General features: G+C 62.3%; 17 protein-coding genes. 5 read left to right on the top strand and 12 right to left on the bottom strand.

Translation table 11 applies throughout. From position 1 onward, the window contains the following. Positions 1-220: 220 nt before the first annotated feature. The 3 genes from M5B42_RS29395 to M5B42_RS29385 form a co-directional block, all read right to left on the bottom strand. On the bottom strand, positions 221-532 hold the full coding sequence (locus M5B42_RS29395; RefSeq protein WP_248747784.1) for a cupin domain-containing protein: 312 nt from the start codon (positions 530-532) through the stop codon (positions 221-223). A gap of 87 nt (positions 533-619) precedes the next feature. Then, positions 620-1,381 carry a hypothetical protein gene (locus M5B42_RS29390; RefSeq protein WP_248747783.1) on the bottom strand — a complete coding sequence of 254 codons (762 nt, stop codon included), beginning with the start codon at positions 1,379-1,381 and terminating at the stop codon, positions 620-622. Positions 1,382-1,470: 89 nt separating this feature from the next. Continuing rightward, the gene (locus tag M5B42_RS29385; protein ID WP_248747782.1) at positions 1,471-2,667 is read right to left on the bottom strand and encodes an MFS transporter; all 1,197 of its coding nucleotides are present in this window, start codon (positions 2,665-2,667) and stop codon (positions 1,471-1,473) included. A gap of 90 nt (positions 2,668-2,757) precedes the next feature. Between M5B42_RS29385 and M5B42_RS29380 the strand changes: the two genes are divergently transcribed. Beyond that, complete coding sequence (locus tag M5B42_RS29380) at positions 2,758-3,300, top strand: TetR/AcrR family transcriptional regulator (protein WP_248747781.1); 543 nt, start codon at positions 2,758-2,760, stop codon at positions 3,298-3,300. 105 nt (positions 3,301-3,405) lie between these two features. Next, positions 3,406-6,876, top strand: a complete 3,471-nt coding sequence (locus M5B42_RS29375) for a hybrid sensor histidine kinase/response regulator (RefSeq protein WP_248747780.1) — start codon at positions 3,406-3,408, stop codon at positions 6,874-6,876. 11 nt (positions 6,877-6,887) lie between these two features. On the opposite strand, the gene rmuC is transcribed toward M5B42_RS29375, so the two are convergent. Then, a complete protein-coding gene (rmuC, locus tag M5B42_RS29370) occupies positions 6,888-8,252 on the bottom strand; it encodes a DNA recombination protein RmuC (protein ID WP_248747806.1) in 1,365 nt (454 codons plus the stop codon). A gap of 1,172 nt (positions 8,253-9,424) precedes the next feature. Here rmuC and M5B42_RS29365 point away from each other — a divergent pair. The 3 genes from M5B42_RS29365 (at position 9,425) to M5B42_RS29355 (ending at position 11,862) form a co-directional block, all read left to right on the top strand. Next, positions 9,425-9,649 carry a hypothetical protein gene (locus tag M5B42_RS29365; RefSeq protein WP_003214941.1) on the top strand — a complete coding sequence of 75 codons (225 nt, stop codon included), beginning with the start codon at positions 9,425-9,427 and terminating at the stop codon, positions 9,647-9,649. A 305-nt stretch (positions 9,650-9,954) separates the two neighbouring features. Further along, the gene (locus tag M5B42_RS29360) at positions 9,955-10,437 is read left to right on the top strand and encodes a hypothetical protein (protein ID WP_103494394.1); all 483 of its coding nucleotides are present in this window, start codon (positions 9,955-9,957) and stop codon (positions 10,435-10,437) included. A gap of 144 nt (positions 10,438-10,581) precedes the next feature. Further along, positions 10,582-11,862, top strand: a complete 1,281-nt coding sequence (locus M5B42_RS29355; RefSeq protein ID WP_247263257.1) for an outer membrane protein transport protein — start codon at positions 10,582-10,584, stop codon at positions 11,860-11,862. An 83-nt stretch (positions 11,863-11,945) separates the two neighbouring features. Here the strand turns inward: M5B42_RS29355 and M5B42_RS29350 are convergent, their stop codons facing one another. From M5B42_RS29350 to cobU, 8 genes are all read right to left on the bottom strand, one after another. Further along, positions 11,946-12,497, bottom strand: coding sequence for a glutathione peroxidase (locus M5B42_RS29350; protein ID WP_248747779.1), 552 nt, complete (start codon positions 12,495-12,497; stop codon positions 11,946-11,948). A 68-nt stretch (positions 12,498-12,565) separates the two neighbouring features. After that, positions 12,566-12,688 carry a hypothetical protein gene (locus tag M5B42_RS32155; protein WP_256261664.1) on the bottom strand — a complete coding sequence of 41 codons (123 nt, stop codon included), beginning with the start codon at positions 12,686-12,688 and terminating at the stop codon, positions 12,566-12,568. Then, the gene (locus M5B42_RS29345; RefSeq protein WP_248747805.1) at positions 12,685-13,884 is read right to left on the bottom strand and encodes an MFS transporter; all 1,200 of its coding nucleotides are present in this window, start codon (positions 13,882-13,884) and stop codon (positions 12,685-12,687) included. The genes M5B42_RS32155 and M5B42_RS29345 overlap by 4 nt, the downstream gene beginning before the upstream one ends. Positions 13,885-13,945: 61 nt before the next feature. Then, a complete protein-coding gene (locus tag M5B42_RS29340; RefSeq protein WP_152741497.1) occupies positions 13,946-14,359 on the bottom strand; it encodes a MarR family winged helix-turn-helix transcriptional regulator in 414 nt (137 codons plus the stop codon). 51 nt (positions 14,360-14,410) lie between these two features. Continuing rightward, entirely contained in the window at positions 14,411-15,148 is a 738-nt protein-coding gene (locus M5B42_RS29335; protein WP_349292795.1) for an adenosylcobinamide-GDP ribazoletransferase, read from the bottom strand. After that, positions 15,145-15,720 carry an alpha-ribazole phosphatase family protein gene (gene cobC / locus M5B42_RS29330; protein ID WP_103498999.1) on the bottom strand — a complete coding sequence of 192 codons (576 nt, stop codon included), beginning with the start codon at positions 15,718-15,720 and terminating at the stop codon, positions 15,145-15,147. The genes M5B42_RS29335 and cobC overlap by 4 nt, the downstream gene beginning before the upstream one ends. After that, complete coding sequence (gene cobT / locus M5B42_RS29325) at positions 15,717-16,772, bottom strand: nicotinate-nucleotide--dimethylbenzimidazole phosphoribosyltransferase (protein ID WP_103498998.1); 1,056 nt, start codon at positions 16,770-16,772, stop codon at positions 15,717-15,719. Before cobT ends, cobC begins: the two co-directional genes overlap by 4 nt. Next, positions 16,769-17,290, bottom strand: coding sequence for a bifunctional adenosylcobinamide kinase/adenosylcobinamide-phosphate guanylyltransferase (gene cobU / locus M5B42_RS29320; RefSeq protein ID WP_177102138.1), 522 nt, complete (start codon positions 17,288-17,290; stop codon positions 16,769-16,771). Before cobU ends, cobT begins: the two co-directional genes overlap by 4 nt. Between the last annotated feature and the right edge of the window lie 10 nt (positions 17,291-17,300).

Genomic DNA, 17,300 nt, shown 5'->3' with positions numbered 1-17,300 from the left:
GTAAAACTGAAACCCACCCACGGCCAATAGCTAGGCCTTGCCGGCGATCAATACTATCGGCCTACTTAAGATGGGCCTTACCTGTGAACACCTGTCCGGACTCGCGCTTGGAGTCCAACATGAGTCGTCATCCGTCCTGCTTGAAATCAATGACGACCCTGAAATGAGGTAAGCACAGGTTTTTGCTTCCAGCAACTGCAGAACGTCGCTTGATAAGCAATCAGGGGCTGCCTTCGGTTTCGATCACCAGCACCCGTGCCTCGCCCAAGGGTTCGGCCAGGTGCTCACAACCGATGTCGGCATAAAAAATATCGCCGACCTCCAGCACCACGGCCTGCTCGACCCCGCCTTTGCGATAACGCATGCGGACCCGGCCATCAAGTACCACAAACACTTCCTGCCCGTCATTGACGTGCCAGATATAAGGCTGGTCGGTCCAGTGCAGACGGGTACTGATGCCGTTCATGCTGGCGATGTCCAGCGCCGCCCAGGGACGGCTGCCGGTGAAGTCTGCACTGCGGGTAATCGTCATGGGCGGGGGCCTTGATGGGATTGTCGAGCACTCATGATTGCCCGTGCCCCACACATTATCCCATTTTCCCTGACAGGTATTGATGACTCACTCGGCAAACAGGCGCAGGCCTGCGAAAGAAGCCGGTGTATCCGCCTCCCGTTCCAAACGATAAAGATCCAGTTGAGCCTCCCTGCGCAACCACGCGGCATCCAGCACCGGCTCCTTACCCGGCGCTGGCCGCTTGATTTCATCGCCACGCACCAACGCGCTGCGCAAAATCGCAAAACGCGCGCGGTTGATATGCCCACCGGAACCATAGACCCCCGCCCTGCCCAATTTCGCAGCGACGCCGGTTTCTCGCCCGAACCAACCGCCACCGATACCGAGGCGCACCATGATAAAGGCATGATCGCGGAGAATCGCCGCACAGGTCTGGATCAGTTCGATAAACCCCTGGGTCGCGATATCCATCGCCTCCAGCCCATGCAACTGGGCAATACGCTTACCAACCCACACGCCCCGGGTCTTGAGCAACAATCCATCGACGCAATCATGGGCCAGCTCGACCCGCCGCCGTGGATCGGGCTCGTGCAACAGCGCCTGCCGCAGGCTCCGCAAGGCAAAGGCCATGGGCGCCGCGCCCTGGGGCCGCATCCGCCGCGAGGGCAGCACATGGCAAAGCAATTGATGCAAGCCGAACAGACTCTCGGGTTGCAGGAACAAACGGGCCTGAGCGGACAACGGCTGCCAGGCCACCTCCTGCAACAGACCGAGCATTTGTGTCAGATCCGCCGACTGGAGCCGCAGGGCAAGCTGGGTGGACGTCGGCAAGGGCGTCCGGATGCCTGAGCGTGTGGGAGTCGTCATTGAGCACCGTGATCCTTCCGGTAAAAGACCTCAGTCTGACCAGCACCCCGCCGTCGATCTTGCAATAACCGATCAGCCGGCCGACCGGCTCAGGCCACCAGGTCCCGCGCCGGGCGGCGCCACAGCAACATCAGCAAGGCTCCGAGCGACAGCCCGATCAACATCACGCCATAGCCGTCGGTCGTGGCGATCAGGCCCAGGCTGTGACTCAGGTTGCCCGCCAACAACGCCGGCAGACAGAACGCCAGGTAGCTCAGCGCATAAAAAGCCGACATCAGCCCTGCCCGTTCATGGGGCAAGGCCAGCGGCACCACGCTGCGCAGCGCGCCGAGGAAACCCGAGCCGAAACCGCCCCCCGCGACCAAGGTGGCGAAGAGAAACAGCGGGAGACTGGCGCTGTGCACCGCCAGCAGAATCAGACTGACGCCAATGGCCAGCAGCACGGCCCCCAGGCGCAGGATTTTTTGCGCCGGGCGATCGCGCAAGGTGAAGATCGTCAACGCGCCGCTGAGGGTCAGGATTGCCACCAGCACGCCACCGATCAGATTGGACGTCGAGCCGGTCGCGGCGCGTACCAGCGAAGGCGCGAGGGACAGGTAGAAACCGCCCATGGCCCAGACCGCGACGTCCACCGGCAAGGCGATCCACAGGGCCTTGCGCGCTTGCGGCGGTACATGCAGGGTCGGACGCAACGAGGCCAGCGCGCCCGGCTGCGCGCTGACCGTTTCCGGCAAGCGCCAGACAGTCGCCGCCTGCACCACCAGCAGGCCGAACAGAATCCAGTACACCAACTGCATGGGGTGTGGCGCGAACTCCACCAGCAAACCGGAACCGAGGCCCCCGCAGGCCATGCCCAGCAAAGGCGCGATACTGTTGATCAACGGCCCCTTGCGGTTGTCGTTGTCCAGCAGGGACGCGCCCAGTACGCTGGTGGCCATGCCGGTGGCAAAACCTTGCAGCGCCCGCGCGGCGATCAGCAACACGACGCTGTCGGCCGTGATAAACAGCCACATCGCGCCGATATCCAACAGCAACGCGGTAAAGATCACCGGCCGGCGACCCAGATGGTCGGACAAGGAACCGACCGTCAACAAGGCCGCCAGCAGGCTCAGGGCATACACCCCGAAGATCAGCGTCAGGGTCGCCGCGGAAAACCGCAGGGTTTCCTGATACAGATGGTACAGGGGGGTCGGCGCGCTGGAGGCGGCCAGAAAAGTCAGCAAGGTGATCGACAGAAACACCAGGCTGGCACGGTTGGACACGGGCTTTTCGGCGCGAGGGGACATAGGCACACTCCACAAAAGCTAAAATATTGCTTTTACGGAGTGTGCTACGGCTTTTCTCTTAAAGCAAATTCTTTGTGTTAAGGTTTTGGCATGGCGATCAAAGAAAGTGTACGTCCGGGCGGCCGCAGTGCTCGGGTGCAGGAATCGATTCATCAGGCGGTCCGTGGGCTTCTCGAAGAGCAGGACCGCGCGAGCCTGACCGTCCCGCAGATCGCGGCGCGGGCCGGGGTCACACCCTCGACCATCTATCGGCGTTGGGGCGACCTGGCGGTGTTGTTGGCCGATGTGGCTTTTGCGCGTATGCGCCCGGAGGTCGAACCGGCCAATACCGGCAGCCTGCGCGGCGACCTGCGGGCCTGGGCCGAGCAGTATCTGGATGAGATCAGCTCGGAACCGGGCCGGCAGATGATGCGTGACGTGCAATGCAGCACCAGCACCGGTTATTGCACCACCATCCTCGGCGGGCAGTTGCAGATCATTCTCGATCGTTACCCGCAGGCAATGCTGCCCAGCGTCGAGCGCCTGCTGGACCTGATCGTCGCACCGACGGTGTTCCGCGTGTTGTTCGCGGACAAGCCGTTGAGTGTCGAAGCTCTGCACCAACAAATCGAGTTGGCACTCACCGCCCGTTAGCAACAGGGCTGCGACCTTGGTCGACACTGACGCCGCCCGGTCATCGTGCGAGACTGTAGCGCCAGGGCCGGACTGCCCTCGGAATGTCTTTTGCCGGGAGTTTCCATGTCGCTGTCCAGCGGGCTGATCGCCGCCGTCGCCCTGGCCTATATGGCCATCATGTTCGCCATCGCCTTTTATGGCGACCGCCGCAGCGCGCCCCTGCCGCCACGCGTGCGGGCCTGGGTGTACAGCCTGTCCCTGGCCGTCTATTGCACCAGTTGGACCTTCTTCGGCGCGGTCGGCCAGGCCGCCGACCAGCTCTGGGCGTTCCTGCCGATCTACCTGGGCCCCGTGCTGTTGCTGGTGTTCGCACCCTGGGTCCTGCAAAAGATGGTGCTGATCAGCAAACAGGAAAACATCACCTCCATCGCCGACTTCATCGCCGCCCGCTATGGCAAATCGCAATCCCTGGCGGTGGTCGTGGCGCTGATCTGCCTGGTCGGCGTACTGCCTTATATCGCCCTGCAACTGAAAGCCATCGTCCTCGGCGTCAACCTGCTGATCGGTGCCGGTGCCGACGCCATGGGCGTACGCGCCCAGGACACGGCGCTGGTGGTGTCGCTGATCCTGGCGCTGTTCACCATCGTCTTCGGTACCCGCAACCTCGACGCCACCGAACACCACCGCGGCATGGTGCTGGCGATTGCCTTCGAATCCCTGGTCAAGCTGTTCGCCTTTCTCGCCGTCGGCGCCTTCGTCACCTACGGCCTCTATGACGGTTTCGACGATTTGTTCAGCCAGGCCAAAACCTCGGCGCTGCTGGCCGAATACTGGGAAGAAACGGTCAACTGGCCGTCCATGGTGGTGCAGACCGGCGTGGCGATGATGGCGATCATCTGCCTGCCCCGGCAGTTCCATGTCACAGTGGTAGAAAATATCGAACCCCAGGATCTGCGCCTGGCCAAATGGGTGTTCCCCGCCTACCTGATACTCGCGGCACTGTTCGTGGTGCCGATCGCCCTGGCCGGGCGCATGATGTTGCCCACGGATGTCTTGCGTGATTCCTACGTTATCAGCCTACCGTTGGCCCAGGCCCATCCGTCGCTGGCCTTGCTGGCCTTTATCGGTGGTGCCTCGGCGGCCACCGGCATGGTGATTGTCGCCAGCGTCGCGTTGTCGACCATGGTCTCCAACGACATGTTGTTGCCCTGGCTACTACGCCGGCAGAACTCCGAACGGCCGTTCGAAGTGTTCCGCCACTGGATGCTCTCGGTGCGTCGGGTCAGCATTGTCGCCATTTTGCTGCTGGCCTATGTCAGCTACCGCCTGCTGGGCTCGACCGCGAGCCTGGCAACCATCGGCCAGATCGCCTTCGCCGCCGTGACCCAGCTCGCGCCGGCCATGCTCGGCGCGCTGTACTGGAAACAGGCCAACCGGCGCGGGGTGTTTGCCGGTATCGCCGGCGGCACCTTCCTCTGGTTCTATACCCTGATCCTACCCATCGCCGCCCGCAGCCTGGGCTGGTCGCTGAGCAGTTTCCCCGGGTTGGCCTGGCTGCACGGCAACCCGCTTAACCTGCCGATCAGCCCGCTGACCCAAGGCGTGGTGCTGTCGCTGGCAGGCAACTTCACCCTCTTCGCCTGGGTCTCGCTGCTGTCGCGCACACGGGTCTCCGAGCACTGGCAGGCCGGGCGCTTTATCGGCCAGGAACTCAATGCCCGGCCCAGCGCCCGCTCGATGCTGGCGGTGCAGATCGAAGACCTGCTGACCCTCGCCGCGCGCTTTGTCGGCGAAGAACGCGCACGCCAGAGTTTTATCCGTTTCGCCTATCGCCAGGGCAAGGGCTTCAACCCGAACCAGAACGCCGACAGCGACTGGATCGCCCACACCGAACGCCTGCTGGCCGGGGTACTCGGGGCCTCCTCGACCCGCGCGGTGGTGAAAGCCGCCATCGAAGGGCGGGAAATGCAACTTGAAGATGTCGTCCGGATCGCCGACGAAGCCTCCGAAGTGCTGCAGTTCAACCGCGCGTTGCTGCAAGGCGCCATCGAAAACATCACCCAGGGCATCAGCGTGGTCGACCAGTCACTGAGGCTGGTGGCCTGGAACCGCCGTTACCTGGAACTGTTCAATTACCCGGACGGCCTGATCAGCGTCGGCCGGCCGATTGCCGATATCATCCGCTACAACGCCGAGCGCGGCCTGTGCGGTCCCGGCGAGGCCGAAGTGCATGTCGCGCGGCGCCTGCACTGGATGCGCCAGGGCCGCGCGCATACCTCGGAGCGGCTGTTTCCCAACGGCCGGGTCATCGAGCTGATCGGCAACCCGATGCCCGGCGGCGGTTTTGTCATGAGCTTCACCGACATCACCGCGTTCCGCGAGGCCGAGCAAGCCCTGACCGAGGCCAACGAGGGCCTGGAACAGCGCGTCACCGAACGGACCCACGAACTGTCGCAACTGAACGTCGCCCTGACCGAAGCCAAGGGCACGGCGGAAGCGGCCAACCAGTCCAAGACCCGCTTCCTCGCGGCGGTCAGCCACGACCTGATGCAGCCGTTGAACGCCGCCCGCCTGTTCTCCGCCGCCCTCTCCCACCAGGACGACAGCCTGTCCCGGGAGGCCCGGCAACTGGTCCAGCACCTGGACAGCTCGCTGCGTTCGGCCGAGGACCTGATCAGCGACCTGCTGGATATCTCGCGCCTGGAAAACGGCAAGATCACGCCCAACCCGCAGCCCTTTGTCCTCAATGAGCTGTTCGACACCCTCGGCGCGGAGTTCAAGGCCCTGGCCCAGGAGCAAGGCATGAACTTCCGGGTTCGCGGCAGTCGCTTGCCGGTGAACAGCGATATCAAACTGTTGCGGCGGATCCTGCAGAACTTCCTGACCAATGCCTTCCGCTACGCCAAGGGCCCGGTCCTGCTCGGCGTGCGGCGCCAGGGCGGCCTGTTGTCCCTGGAAGTCTGGGACCGCGGGCCGGGGATTCCCGAGGACAAGCGCCAGGTGATTTTCGAGGAGTTCAAACGTCTCGACAGCCACCAGACCCGGGCCGAAAAAGGCCTGGGGCTGGGTTTGGCGATTGCCGACGGACTCTGCCGGGTACTCGGGCATCGCCTGCAAGTGCGCTCCTGGCCGGGGCACGGCAGTGTATTCAGCGTCAGCGTGCCGATTGCCCGTCATCCGGCGAGCGAGGCCGGCCACAGTCCGCCCGTCAACGGCCAGGCACTGAGCGGTACCCAGGTGTTATGCGTGGATAACGAGGACAGCATTCTGATCGGTATGCACAGCCTGCTGACCCGCTGGGGCTGCCGGGTCTCGACCGCGCGCAATCGCGAGGAGTGCGCCGCGCTGCTCGATGGCGGCCTGCGTCCGCAACTGGCGCTGGTGGACTATCACCTGGATAACGGCGAAACCGGAACCGGCCTGATGACCTGGATGCGCACGCGCCTGGCGGAGCCGCTGCCCGGTGTGGTGATCAGCGCCGACCTGCGCCCGGAAACCGTCGCACAGGTGCATGGGGCGGGGTTGGAGTACCTGGCCAAGCCGGTGAAACCGGCGGCGTTGCGGGCGTTGTTGAGTCGGCATCTGCCGCTTTGAACGCGGGCTGATTACTCAGGCAACTGCACCACGCCGTCCTCATCGGTCATCGCCCGTTCCAGCAGCTCCGCGGGCAGGCTCTTGCTCGCCCGCGCGCCCAGCAGCTTGAGCTGCTCGCTGCGGCTGACCAGGTTGCCACGCCCATCCGTCAGCTTGTTCCGCGCAGCAGCGTAGGCCTTGTCCAGTTGCTGGAGGCGATTGCCGACCTCGTCCAGGTCCTGGATAAACAACACGAACTTGTCGTACAGCCAACCGGCGCGCTCGGCGATTTCCCGGGCGTTCTGGCTCTGGCGTTCCTGCTTCCAGAGGCTGTCGATCACCCGCAAGGTGGCGAGCAAGGTGGTCGGGCTGACAATCACGATATTGCGGTCGAAGGCTTCCTGGAACAGGTTCGGCTCGGCCTGCAAGGCCGCCGAAAACGCCGCTTCGATGGGCACGAAGAGCAAGACGAAATCCAGGCTGTGCAAACCTTCCAGACGCTTGTAGTCCTTGCCGGCCAACCCCTTCACATGATTACGCAACGACAGCACATGCTGCTTGAGCGCCGCCTGGCCGATCGCCTCGTCATCGGCACCGACATATTGCTGGTAGGCGGTCAGGCTGACCTTGGAGTCCACCACCACCTGTTTGTCACCCGGCAACAGGATCAGCACGTCCGGCTGGAAACGCTCGCCATCCGGTCCTTTCAGGCTGACCTGGGTCTGGTACTCGCGGCCTTTTTCCAACCCGGCATGCTCAAGCACCCGTTCGAGAATCAATTCGCCCCAGTTGCCCTGGGTCTTCTGGCCCTTGAGCGCCCGGGTCAGGTTGGTCGCCTCATCGCTCAGGCGCAGGTTCAGCTGTTGCAGGCGCTCCAGCTCCTTGCCCAGGGAGAAGCGTTCGCGGGCTTCCTGTTGATAACTCTCTTCCACACGTTTTTCGAAGGACTGGATACGTTCCTTCAAGGGGTCGAGCAATTGTCCGAGGCGCTGCTGGCTGTTTTCGGCAAAACGCGCCTCGCGCTCGTCGAAGATCTTCGCGGCCATTTCGGCAAACTGCGCACGCAGCTCATCCCGCGAGCCCTGCAGGTCGTCCAGGCGCTGCTGATGGCTTTCCTGCTGTTCCCGCAGCTCGGCACTCAACGACGCCGCCTGGGCATCCAGGCGGCGCAGCTCGGCCTCTTTCTGGGCACGCTCGAGGTTCCAGGCATGGGCGGCGTCGCGACCGTTGTCACGCTCGACCTGCAGCAGTTCGACTTCCCGGCGCAGCGCCGCCAGTTCCGCCTGCTTGACGGTATTGGCCTGGCTCAGGTCGCTGACCTCGTCGCGGCTGGCATCCAGTTGTGCACCGAGCCCATCCGCCGCCAGCCGGGCACTGCTCAGACGCTCGTCAAACAGCACCAGCTCGGCCTGGGCAGCACTCGCCCGGCGCTGCAACTGCCAGGCCAGGGCCAGCAACGGCAACGCCGCGCCCGCCAAACCGAGCAAGAGACTGGTCAGATCCAACGCCATAAGAACTCCCAAGGTGCCAACCAATTGTAAAGAATCAAGGGTAACGAAGGTGATCGGCCCTGGACAGTTCGCGCCAGGTAGAAATCGTATCGGGCCGGGACAAGGGCAAGGAAGCCAAGCGAAATTTCATGTAGCACTGCACGCCAGATCGCGGGGCGCGCCACTCTACGCTGTTTTTCGTACGGGTAAAGCCGAAAAAACTCGACATGCCCGTCCTAGAGCAAGCGCTTGGGACAATCCACAGAAGCTGTGGATAACTCAGTGGACAACCCCTCTCCAACCCTCGCAAAGCCGCATGGAATGGGGCTCGCAGTCAAACTGTCGATTTTTTCACCAATAAAAAAAGACGATATTTTTCATTGACTTGTATTGGCGATACAGGCATTCGAGGGACAGATTGCGCAGATGACAGTCCGGTGACAAGCCGTGGGCCGATTGTGCACAAGTAGTGCGATAACGGTTATATCGACGCACCTTTTTTGCACAGGCGCGGCCATTCGCTCTTTAGCGCTACTCCTGGAGCCAGCATATCGCCCCCTTTCGGGCAGCGTCCCGCCAGCGAAATTCCGCCTCGGTACCACGGGAGCGCCTTGAACAAGTTTTTTGCCAACACGCTTCCCTTATCCGTTTTAATGCGATAGTATCCGCCCCGTTAGTACCAAGCTGAAAGTCAATTCAGGTCGAACATTCCCTCAGAAGCACTCTCCAAAATGGATCAGTCGCTCGAAAAAGGGATCGACCCCTCGATGGTTTCCAGGTAAATCCTCTCCAGTACAGCCTTATGAAAGGCGGCTGCCGAAGGTTGTTACTCTGACCGAACCAACCTGCAAGATTGATCAGGATCTTCACCCCGGGCCCAGAACCTTTGCCCTTGTTGTGATTGCCTGCCCTCCTAAGTACCTACCTGCCAGCCCCAGCGCCACTTGATTTCATGCGCTCAACTGGCGGCTTTGTTCCAGTCAGGTTCTTCGTCCGATCCATAATGGTTCGACGCTACTGGAACGTTTTAACGTTGCACGGATCAGATTCCGTGTCATTTGCAGGAACACCTAATAATTATGTCGACTCAAATCCATACCCAGGACGCTATTCGCACCCTGACCAACGCCTTCGCACCGATGAACTGCCTGATCATGGCCGCTCGCAAAGGCTGCTTCAGCTTCACGCTGGTCAACGAACACGGTATCGCTCGTCACAGCGAACGTCTGTATCCGGACCAGTACTCCAGCGCCGAACCGCTGCAGGCGGTCATCGACCGCACGCGCCAGGCCCTGGTTGCCTGAGGCCCGTATAGCCCAGCTTAGAAACAAGCTGTAACCCAAAAGCCCGGTCTTTGTTGCCGGGCTTTTTATTGCCTGAAGTTTCGCGATTTTGACTGTATGGCTAAGCACGAATAAATATATAAGCCACGCGCTCATAGTTTAAATATTTTAAAAACAGTCCTTTACAGCAGAGATATGACACTACACTTCAACTCAAGCGGCCCGGGCCGCTTCCGGCGGGCCTGAACGCCTCCACCGCTACCAGGGGCCAGGCCACGCCGACCAATAAAAAACGCCGATCACACGGCCGGAGTATCGAGGGTGTCATGGGTATCGCCGCCAGGGAACTGCGCCTTTATGTGATTCGCCCGACCCTGCTGTACCTGGGTCGCCACAGCCCGAGCGCCGAAGCACTGCTGCTGGGCATCGCCGCCAGCCAGTCGGACCTGGGCTCGGCCCTGCACGACCGCCGCGGTCACGGCCTGTACTGCATCGACGAAAGCCGCCATGCCGCGTTATGGGACCGCTACCTGGCCCCGGACCCGGAATTGGCCAGCCTGGTGCGCGGCCTGGCCAGCCAGCACGCTTTTTTTAGCAGCCCGAATCTCGAACTGGCGGTGAATCTTCGTTATTCCACGGCCATCGCCTGGCTGCTGGTGGAAGAACACCACCCCAAGCTCCCCGCCATCGACGATCTGCTCGGTATGGCGCGGATCTGGCGACAGACTTTCCAGCCACAAGGACGTTTACGGGATTTCACCCGTGCCTGGCAAAGTTGTGACTCATCGGTCACTCCGATCGCCTGCTAGAGCCAAAACCCAGTTTCCGGGAAAACCAATCGATTTTGGTCGGATTGTCCTACAAAACCGCTCTATCTCCAGCAATTCACCCTATAGCGCCGGGGCGAAAATGTTGCTACTTTTCGCCTCGGTGATCACCACGGAGTTCTAATAATGAAAAAAGTAATGCTCAAGACCACTCTCAGCCTTTCTGTTGCTCTGGCATCCACCCAGCTTTTCGCGAGTGGCTTTGCCCTCAACGAACAGAGCATCAGCGGGATGGGGACCGGTTATGCGGGTCGATCTTCTTCTGCCGAAGATGCAAGTACCGTTTACGGCAACCCTGCCGGTATGTCCCTGCTCAAACGCGATCAAGTCACTGCGGGCGTTGCCGCGATTGATGCCAGTTCCGATATCAAAACCGTTCGCGGCGGCCCTCCAGGCGGCACCAGCGACGGCGACATGGTTCCATTCACCTCTGTACCCAACGCCTTCTTCGTCAAACAGCTGGGCAACGGCTGGGCATTGGGTCTCGGTGCCTACGCGCCTTTCGGCTTGATAACCGATTATGAAAGCAGCGCTTCCGGTCGTTATTACGGCCAGAAGAGCGAAGTCAAGGTTGTCACCCTGCAACCGACTGTCAGCTATGCATTCAACGATATGGTTTCCGTCGGTTTCGGTCCGACCATCAACCGTATCAGCGGCGAACTGAGCTCCGCGACGCCTTTTGCCCCGACTTTCGGGCGCAACGACGGTTCGGTGGACGTCAAGGGCGACGACACGGCGATCGGCTACAACATCGGTGTGATTGTCCAGCCTACCGACACCACGCGCCTGGGCCTGACCTACCATTCCAAGGTCAGCTACACCCTGGATGGCCACACCAGCATCACCGGCGTCGGCTTCGGTCCGTTCAATGGCAGCCGCTACAAGGGTTCCCTGGATATCACCACGCCAGAGAACGTCGACTTCTCGATCACCCAGAAACTGGATGATCAGTGGACCGTGTATGCCGGTAGCACCTGGACCCGTTGGAGCCGTCTAAAAGACATCACCATCAACAACCAGGGTGTTCCTGCCGGGCTTGGTGGTTCCCCCGGTCCGATCGGTACCATCACCGAACAACAGAACTGGCATGACACCTGGGCCTCGGCGATCGGTGTCTCCTACCGGGTCAACAAGGAATGGATCCTGCGCAGCGGCTTGTCGGTTGACCAGGCGCCAACCAACAATACCGATCGTTCCGTGCGTATCCCGACCGGTGATCGCCGGGCCATCAGCTTCGGTGCCGGCTACAGCCCAACCGACGACCTGACGATCGACGTCGCCCTCTCCTACCTCAAGGAAGAAGACGTCAACGTCAACCTGAACAACCCGCAAAAAGGCGGCGCCTACACCGCCAAGTACGAAAACAGCGCTTGGGGCTACGGCCTGGGCATGACGTACAAGTTCTGATTCACTACGGGCCTGAATCGCTCGCTAGCTGGATAGAAAAAACCCGCATCGTCTGATGCGGGTTTTTTATTACCTGATATTTATCAGGGCTTCGAGGCGATGGCCTTCTCCACCGCCTCGATCAGCTCGGGATTGTCGGGTTTGGTCAGGCTGGAGAAATGCGCGATCACCTTGCCCTGGCGGTCCACCACATACTTGTAGAAATTCCACTTTGGCGCCGCGCTCTGCTGCGCCAGCACCTTGAACAGGTGCACGGCATCCGGCCCTCTGACCGTTTGCGGTTCGGTCATGGTGAAGGTGACGCCATAGTTCACATAGCAGACCTTGGCCGTCTCGGCGCCATCGTCGGACTCCTGCTTGAAGTCATCCGACGGCACGCCGATCAGCTCCAGGCCCTGGCCCTTGTAACGCTGATAGAGCGCCTCAAGGCCTTTGAACTGTGGGGCAAAGCCACAGAAGCTGGCGGTATTGACGATCAGCAGCGGCTTGCCGGCAAAACGCTGGCAAAGATCGATGGACTCCTTGGCCCGTAACTTCGGCAATTGTCCCTGCAAGAGTTCCGGACAACCGGCAGCCAGAGCCGCCCCGGAAAAGGCCATCAAAACGGCAGGAACCGCCAGCCAGCGCATCGCCATATCCTGAATCCTGGAGAAAGATCGAGCCGTCAACTTACGCGCCGGTCCCCCTTTCTAGCAAGCGGCCCTTAACAAGCGCCCATGCCCAACTGCATCAACGCCAGGCCGCCCTGATGCCAGCCCCACCAGGCCAGCGCCAGCAGCAAGGCGATCACCGCCAGGGCCAGCAGTCGCGACCAGAAGGCACTCATGCCAGGCCTGCCTGCGCCTGTAACCGCGCCACGGGCCGCTCACGCACCGGCCAGTTCAAGGCCGCAGCGAGCAGGCTCAGAAGGATCGAGACCTGCCAGATCAAGTCGTAGCTGCCGGTGTGGTCATACACCACCCCACCCAGCCAGCCGCCGAGGAAGGCCCCCAACTGGTGGAAGAGAAACACGATCCCGCCGAGCATGGAGAGATTGCGCACGCCGAACAGCGTCGCCACGGTGCCGTTGGTCAGGGGCACCGTCGACAGCCAGAGAAAGCCCATGGCCATGCCGAACAGATAGGCACTGAACTGCGTCACCGGCACCCAGAGAAACACCGAGATCACCACGGCCCGCGCCAGGTACAGGGCAGTCAGCAGGCGTGGCTTGGACATCCGTCCGCCGAGCCAGCCGGCGGTGTAGGTACCGAAGATATTGAACAGGCCGATCAGCGCCAGTACCGTGGTCCCGACCGTGGCCGGCAGGTGCTGGTCGACCAGGTAGGCCGGCAGGTGCACACCGATAAATACCACCTGGAAACCACAGACAAAAAAGCCGAACGCCAGCAACCAGAAGCCGGAATGGGAACAGGCCTCGCGCAGTGCCTCGGACAGGGTCTGCTCACCCTCAAGCTTGGGCAGCGGCTTGTCCTTGAGCATGCTCACCAGCGGCACGATCAGCGCCACCAGCACGCCCAGCACCAGCAACGCCGTCGACCAGCCGAGCCAGCCGATCAACCCCAGGGTCCCCGGCAGCATGGCGAACTGGCCGAAGGATCCGGCGGCACTGGCAATACCCATGGCCATGCTGCGCTTCTGCGGCGGTACGGCACGTCCGACCACACCGAGGATCACCGAGAACGAGGTTCCCGACAGGCCGATACCGATCAGCAGGCCCGCACTCAGGGACAGGGTCAGGGCGGAATCGGACAGGCCCATGCAGACCAGCCCGACGGCGTACAACACGCCACCGATCAACACCACTTTCGCCGCGCCGAAGCGGTCGGCCAGGGCACCGGTAAAGGGTTGGGACAGGCCCCATATCAGGTTCTGCAAGGCGATGGCAAAGGCGAATACTTCGCGGCCCCAGCCGAACTGCGCGCTCATGGGGGGCAGGAACAGCCCGAAACCGTGCCTTATCCCGAGGGACAGCGCGAGGATCAGCGCACTCCCGAGCAAAATCCAGCCACTGGCACGCCACATCGAGGTCATTATTGTTCTTCCTTAGCGGGTATATACCCGTTTTATGTCGATAAAACGGCGATTACTCGCCGCTTGCCAACTCTTCCAACAAGGCTACCAGAGCCGCGCGCTTTTCATCACCCAGGCGGTTCGCCAGACGCTGCTGCGCCGCTTCCCAGGCGGGCCCGGCGGCCACCAGCCGTTCGGCCCCGGCATCGGTGAGCCGGACCAGGCGGTTACGCTGGTCGGCGCCTTCGGTCAGGGCCACCAGGCCGTCACACTCCAGCACCCGCAGGTTACGCCCGAGGGTACTGCGATCCAGGCCCATGGCTTCGGCCAGGCTGGAAATGCTCGGCTGGTCGAGGCGCTTGAGATTGCACAGCAGAGAATACTGGGCAACGTTGATCCCGAAGCCGTCGAGAGCGCCGTCGTAATGTCTGCTGACGCCACGAGCGGCGCGACGCAGGCAGATGCATAAGCAATCGGTTGATAACATGGCGTGTGTATATACCTGTGACACAGTGAAAACAAGTTTTGCGCAACGCCTTCAGAACAGCGCCAACCCCACCAGCACCAGCACTTCCAGCAACTCCAGCAACGCCCCCGCCGTGTCGCCGGTGGTGCCGCCCAGACGTCGCATCATCAGTTGCCGCAACCAGCAGAAACCCAACACCGCCAGTAACACCGCCCCAGCGCCCTTGAACCCGGCCAGCAACCCACAGAACAACGCACTCGCCAGCAACACATACCAGCCGGCCCGGCGCGGCAGATGATCGACCAATGCCTGCCCCAATCCACCGGCACGCACATAAGGCGTGGTCAGGAACAACCCGAGCAAGGCACTACGACCGATCAGCGGCGCCAGCAGCAACGCCACTGTCTGCTGTTGCTCGATCAACGCCAGCAAGGCACAGAACTTCAACAGCAGCACCAGCACCAGGGTGACCACGGCAATCGGCCCACTGCGCGGGTCCTTCATGATCAACAAGGTCCGCTCACGATCGCCGAAACCGCCCAGCCAGGCATCCGCGCTATCAGCCAGGCCGTCCAGGTGAAGGCCGCCGCTGAGCAGCACCCAGGCCGTCAGCAACAAGGCACCATGGAGCAACAGCGGCGCCCCCGCCAACGTCCAATCGAGTGCATAAAGCACGCCGCCGAACAGCAACCCCACCAGCGGGTAGCACAACAACGACCGCCCCATCTCCCGAGGTTCCGGCATGCCCGGCAGACGAATCGGCAGGCTGCTGAGAAACTGCAAGGCGATCCAGAACGGCAAGCGGCTCACGGCGCTTCCCCCAGCCCACCGTCAGCCGCCACCTGCAGCGCGAACAAGGCGCCATGGGCCACCTCGATCTGCAATAGCTGCTCGCGCGGCAATCCACGGGCACGAGCCAGCAGAACCTTCATCACCCCACCATGACTGATCAACAGCAGGCGCTGGCCGGCATAGCGCTGCTGCAAGCGCGACACCGCCGCCAGTACCCGCTCGGCGAACAGCTCAACCGGCTCGCCATCCGGTGGTGTGAAGCCGTAAGGATCGGACCAGAACCGCCCCAGATCGTCGGCGTCCGTCTCCATCAACGCCGCCGCGCTCCGCCCTTCCCAGGCACCGAAATGCAATTCGCGCAGGTCACCCTCGATCTCGACCGGAAGCCCCAGGCGCGCGCCCAGCTCTTCGGCAAACCGCGCGCAACGCTGCAAGGGCGAACTGATCAGGCGATCCCAAGGCCCTTGCTGCGCCACACCGGCACGCATCTGCTCCCAGCCCTTGTGTGTCAAGGCATCGTCCAGGCTGCCGCGCAAGCCGCCACCCAGTTCGGTTTCGCCGTGACGCAACAGGTCCAGGCGCACACTCATGCCGGGCGATCCGCCACGGCCGCCTCGGCAAAGGTCGCCATCTGCCCGTGCAGGTCGCAGGCCAGGCGCACCAATGGCACCGCCAACGCCGCGCCGCTGCCTTCGCCCAGGCGCAGGCCCAGATCGAGCAACGGTTCGGCCAGCAGGCTCTCCAGCACATGCCGATGCCCGCGCTCGGCGCCACGGTGGGCGAAGATCAGCCACTGCCGACACTCGGGATTCAAGCGCACCGCGACCATCGCCGCAACAGTGCAGATAAAGCCGTCGACCAGCGCCGCCACGCCCTCCTGGGCACAAGCCACATAGGCCCCGGCCAGCGCCGCGATCTCGAAACCGCCCAGGCGGAACAAGGCCTGCAACCCATCGTCGGTGTGTTCGGCATGCAGCGCCAGCGCCCGCTCGATCACCTGCGCCTTGTGGCTGACGCCGGCCGGGTCGAGCCCAGTGCCGGGGCCGGCCAACAACGCCGCCGGGCATTTCAGCAACGCACAGGCCACCGCGCTGGCCGAAGCCGTGTTGCCGATGCCCATTTCGCCGCCGATAAACAACTCGCTGCCCGCTGCTACCGCGCGCCGTACGCTGTCACGCCCGGCTTCCAGCGCCAAGCGGCCCTGGGCTTCGGTCATGGCCGGCCCCTGGGCGAAGTTCGCCGTACCGGCGCCGATCTGCAGATGACGCACACCTGGCAGGTTGAGCATCGGCGTGACCGTGCCAAGGTCGTTGATATCCAACTGTGCGCCCAGTTGCCGCGCCAGCACACTGATGGCCGCACCGCCGCCGACGAAGTTGGCGAGCATCTGCCCGGTCACTTCCTGCGGATAAGCCGATACGCCTTCAGCCACCACGCCATGGTCACCGGCAAAAATCGCGATCCACAGCGTATCGACCCGCGGCTTGAGCCGGCCCTGCAGACCCGCCAGTTGCACCGCGACCTGCTCCAACTGGCCCAGGGAGCCGGTAGGTTTGGTCAGTTGCTGCTGACGCTCGAATGCCGCGTCTTGCGCCTGCAGATCAATCGCCTTGCACGGGTTCAGCCACCACGATTCACTCATAACACAGTTCCTTTCAAAGTCAGGGGCAAACCGGCGACTGTCAGCACCACTCGCTGACAACGCTCGGCCAGAGCTTGATGCAGCCAACCGGCTTCATCGACATAACGGCGAGTCAATTCGCCCAACGGGACGATACCCAGACCGGTTTCGTTGCTGACAAAAATAATCTCTCCCGGCAATTGCGCCAGGTTCGACAACAGGGCTTCGCGCTCGACCTTCAAACGCTCGGCGTCCTCCAGCATTAAAAGATTGGTCAACCACAGGGTCAGGCAATCCACCAACAGGCAGGTGTCGGCCGCTGCGTTTTCACGCAGGACCCGGGCCAGCTCCAGCGGCTCTTCGATCAACTGCCAATGGGCCGGACGACGCTGGCGATGCAGGGCGACCCGCTCGTTCAACTCGCCGTCCAGAGGCTGGCTGGTGGCGATATAGGTCACCGACAGCGCGCTTTCAGCCGCCAGGCGTTCGGCCAGGCGACTCTTGCCGGAACGGGCACCACCGAGAATCAGTTGCAGCATGTCAGGACGC

The organism is Pseudomonas sp. MWU12-2037 (genome assembly GCF_023242345.1).
GTDB classification, from domain to species: Bacteria; Pseudomonadota; Gammaproteobacteria; order Pseudomonadales; family Pseudomonadaceae; genus Aquipseudomonas; species Aquipseudomonas gingeri_D.
Note: the sequence above shows the minus strand (reverse complement) of the source record. Positions and strands in the feature narration are given on the sequence as shown.

Bases quoted from the DNA above. Each gene is read 5' to 3' on its own strand.
- M5B42_RS29355 (WP_247263257.1), top strand. From the start codon at position 10,582: ATGAAAAAAGTAATGCTCAAGACCACTCTCAGCCTTTCTGTTGCTCTG.
- cobT (WP_103498998.1), bottom strand. From the start codon at position 16,772: ATGAGTGAATCGTGGTGGCTGAACCCGTGCAAGGCGATTGATCTGCAG.
- M5B42_RS29395 (WP_248747784.1), bottom strand. From the start codon at position 532: ATGACGATTACCCGCAGTGCAGACTTCACCGGCAGCCGTCCCTGGGCG.
- M5B42_RS32155 (WP_256261664.1), bottom strand. From the start codon at position 12,688: ATGAGTGCCTTCTGGTCGCGACTGCTGGCCCTGGCGGTGATCGCCTTG.
- M5B42_RS29360 (WP_103494394.1), top strand. From the start codon at position 9,955: ATGGGTATCGCCGCCAGGGAACTGCGCCTTTATGTGATTCGCCCGACC.
- M5B42_RS29345 (WP_248747805.1), bottom strand. From the start codon at position 13,884: ATGTGGCGTGCCAGTGGCTGGATTTTGCTCGGGAGTGCGCTGATCCTC.
- cobC (WP_103498999.1), bottom strand. From the start codon at position 15,720: ATGAGTGTGCGCCTGGACCTGTTGCGTCACGGCGAAACCGAACTGGGT.
- M5B42_RS29390 (WP_248747783.1), bottom strand. From the start codon at position 1,381: ATGACGACTCCCACACGCTCAGGCATCCGGACGCCCTTGCCGACGTCC.
- M5B42_RS29340 (WP_152741497.1), bottom strand. From the start codon at position 14,359: ATGTTATCAACCGATTGCTTATGCATCTGCCTGCGTCGCGCCGCTCGT.
- M5B42_RS29350 (WP_248747779.1), bottom strand. From the start codon at position 12,497: ATGGCGATGCGCTGGCTGGCGGTTCCTGCCGTTTTGATGGCCTTTTCC.
- M5B42_RS29375 (WP_248747780.1), top strand. From the start codon at position 3,406: ATGTCGCTGTCCAGCGGGCTGATCGCCGCCGTCGCCCTGGCCTATATG.
- M5B42_RS29380 (WP_248747781.1), top strand. From the start codon at position 2,758: ATGGCGATCAAAGAAAGTGTACGTCCGGGCGGCCGCAGTGCTCGGGTG.
- cobU (WP_177102138.1), bottom strand. From the start codon at position 17,290: ATGCTGCAACTGATTCTCGGTGGTGCCCGTTCCGGCAAGAGTCGCCTG.
- M5B42_RS29365 (WP_003214941.1), top strand. From the start codon at position 9,425: ATGTCGACTCAAATCCATACCCAGGACGCTATTCGCACCCTGACCAAC.
- M5B42_RS29385 (WP_248747782.1), bottom strand. From the start codon at position 2,667: ATGTCCCCTCGCGCCGAAAAGCCCGTGTCCAACCGTGCCAGCCTGGTG.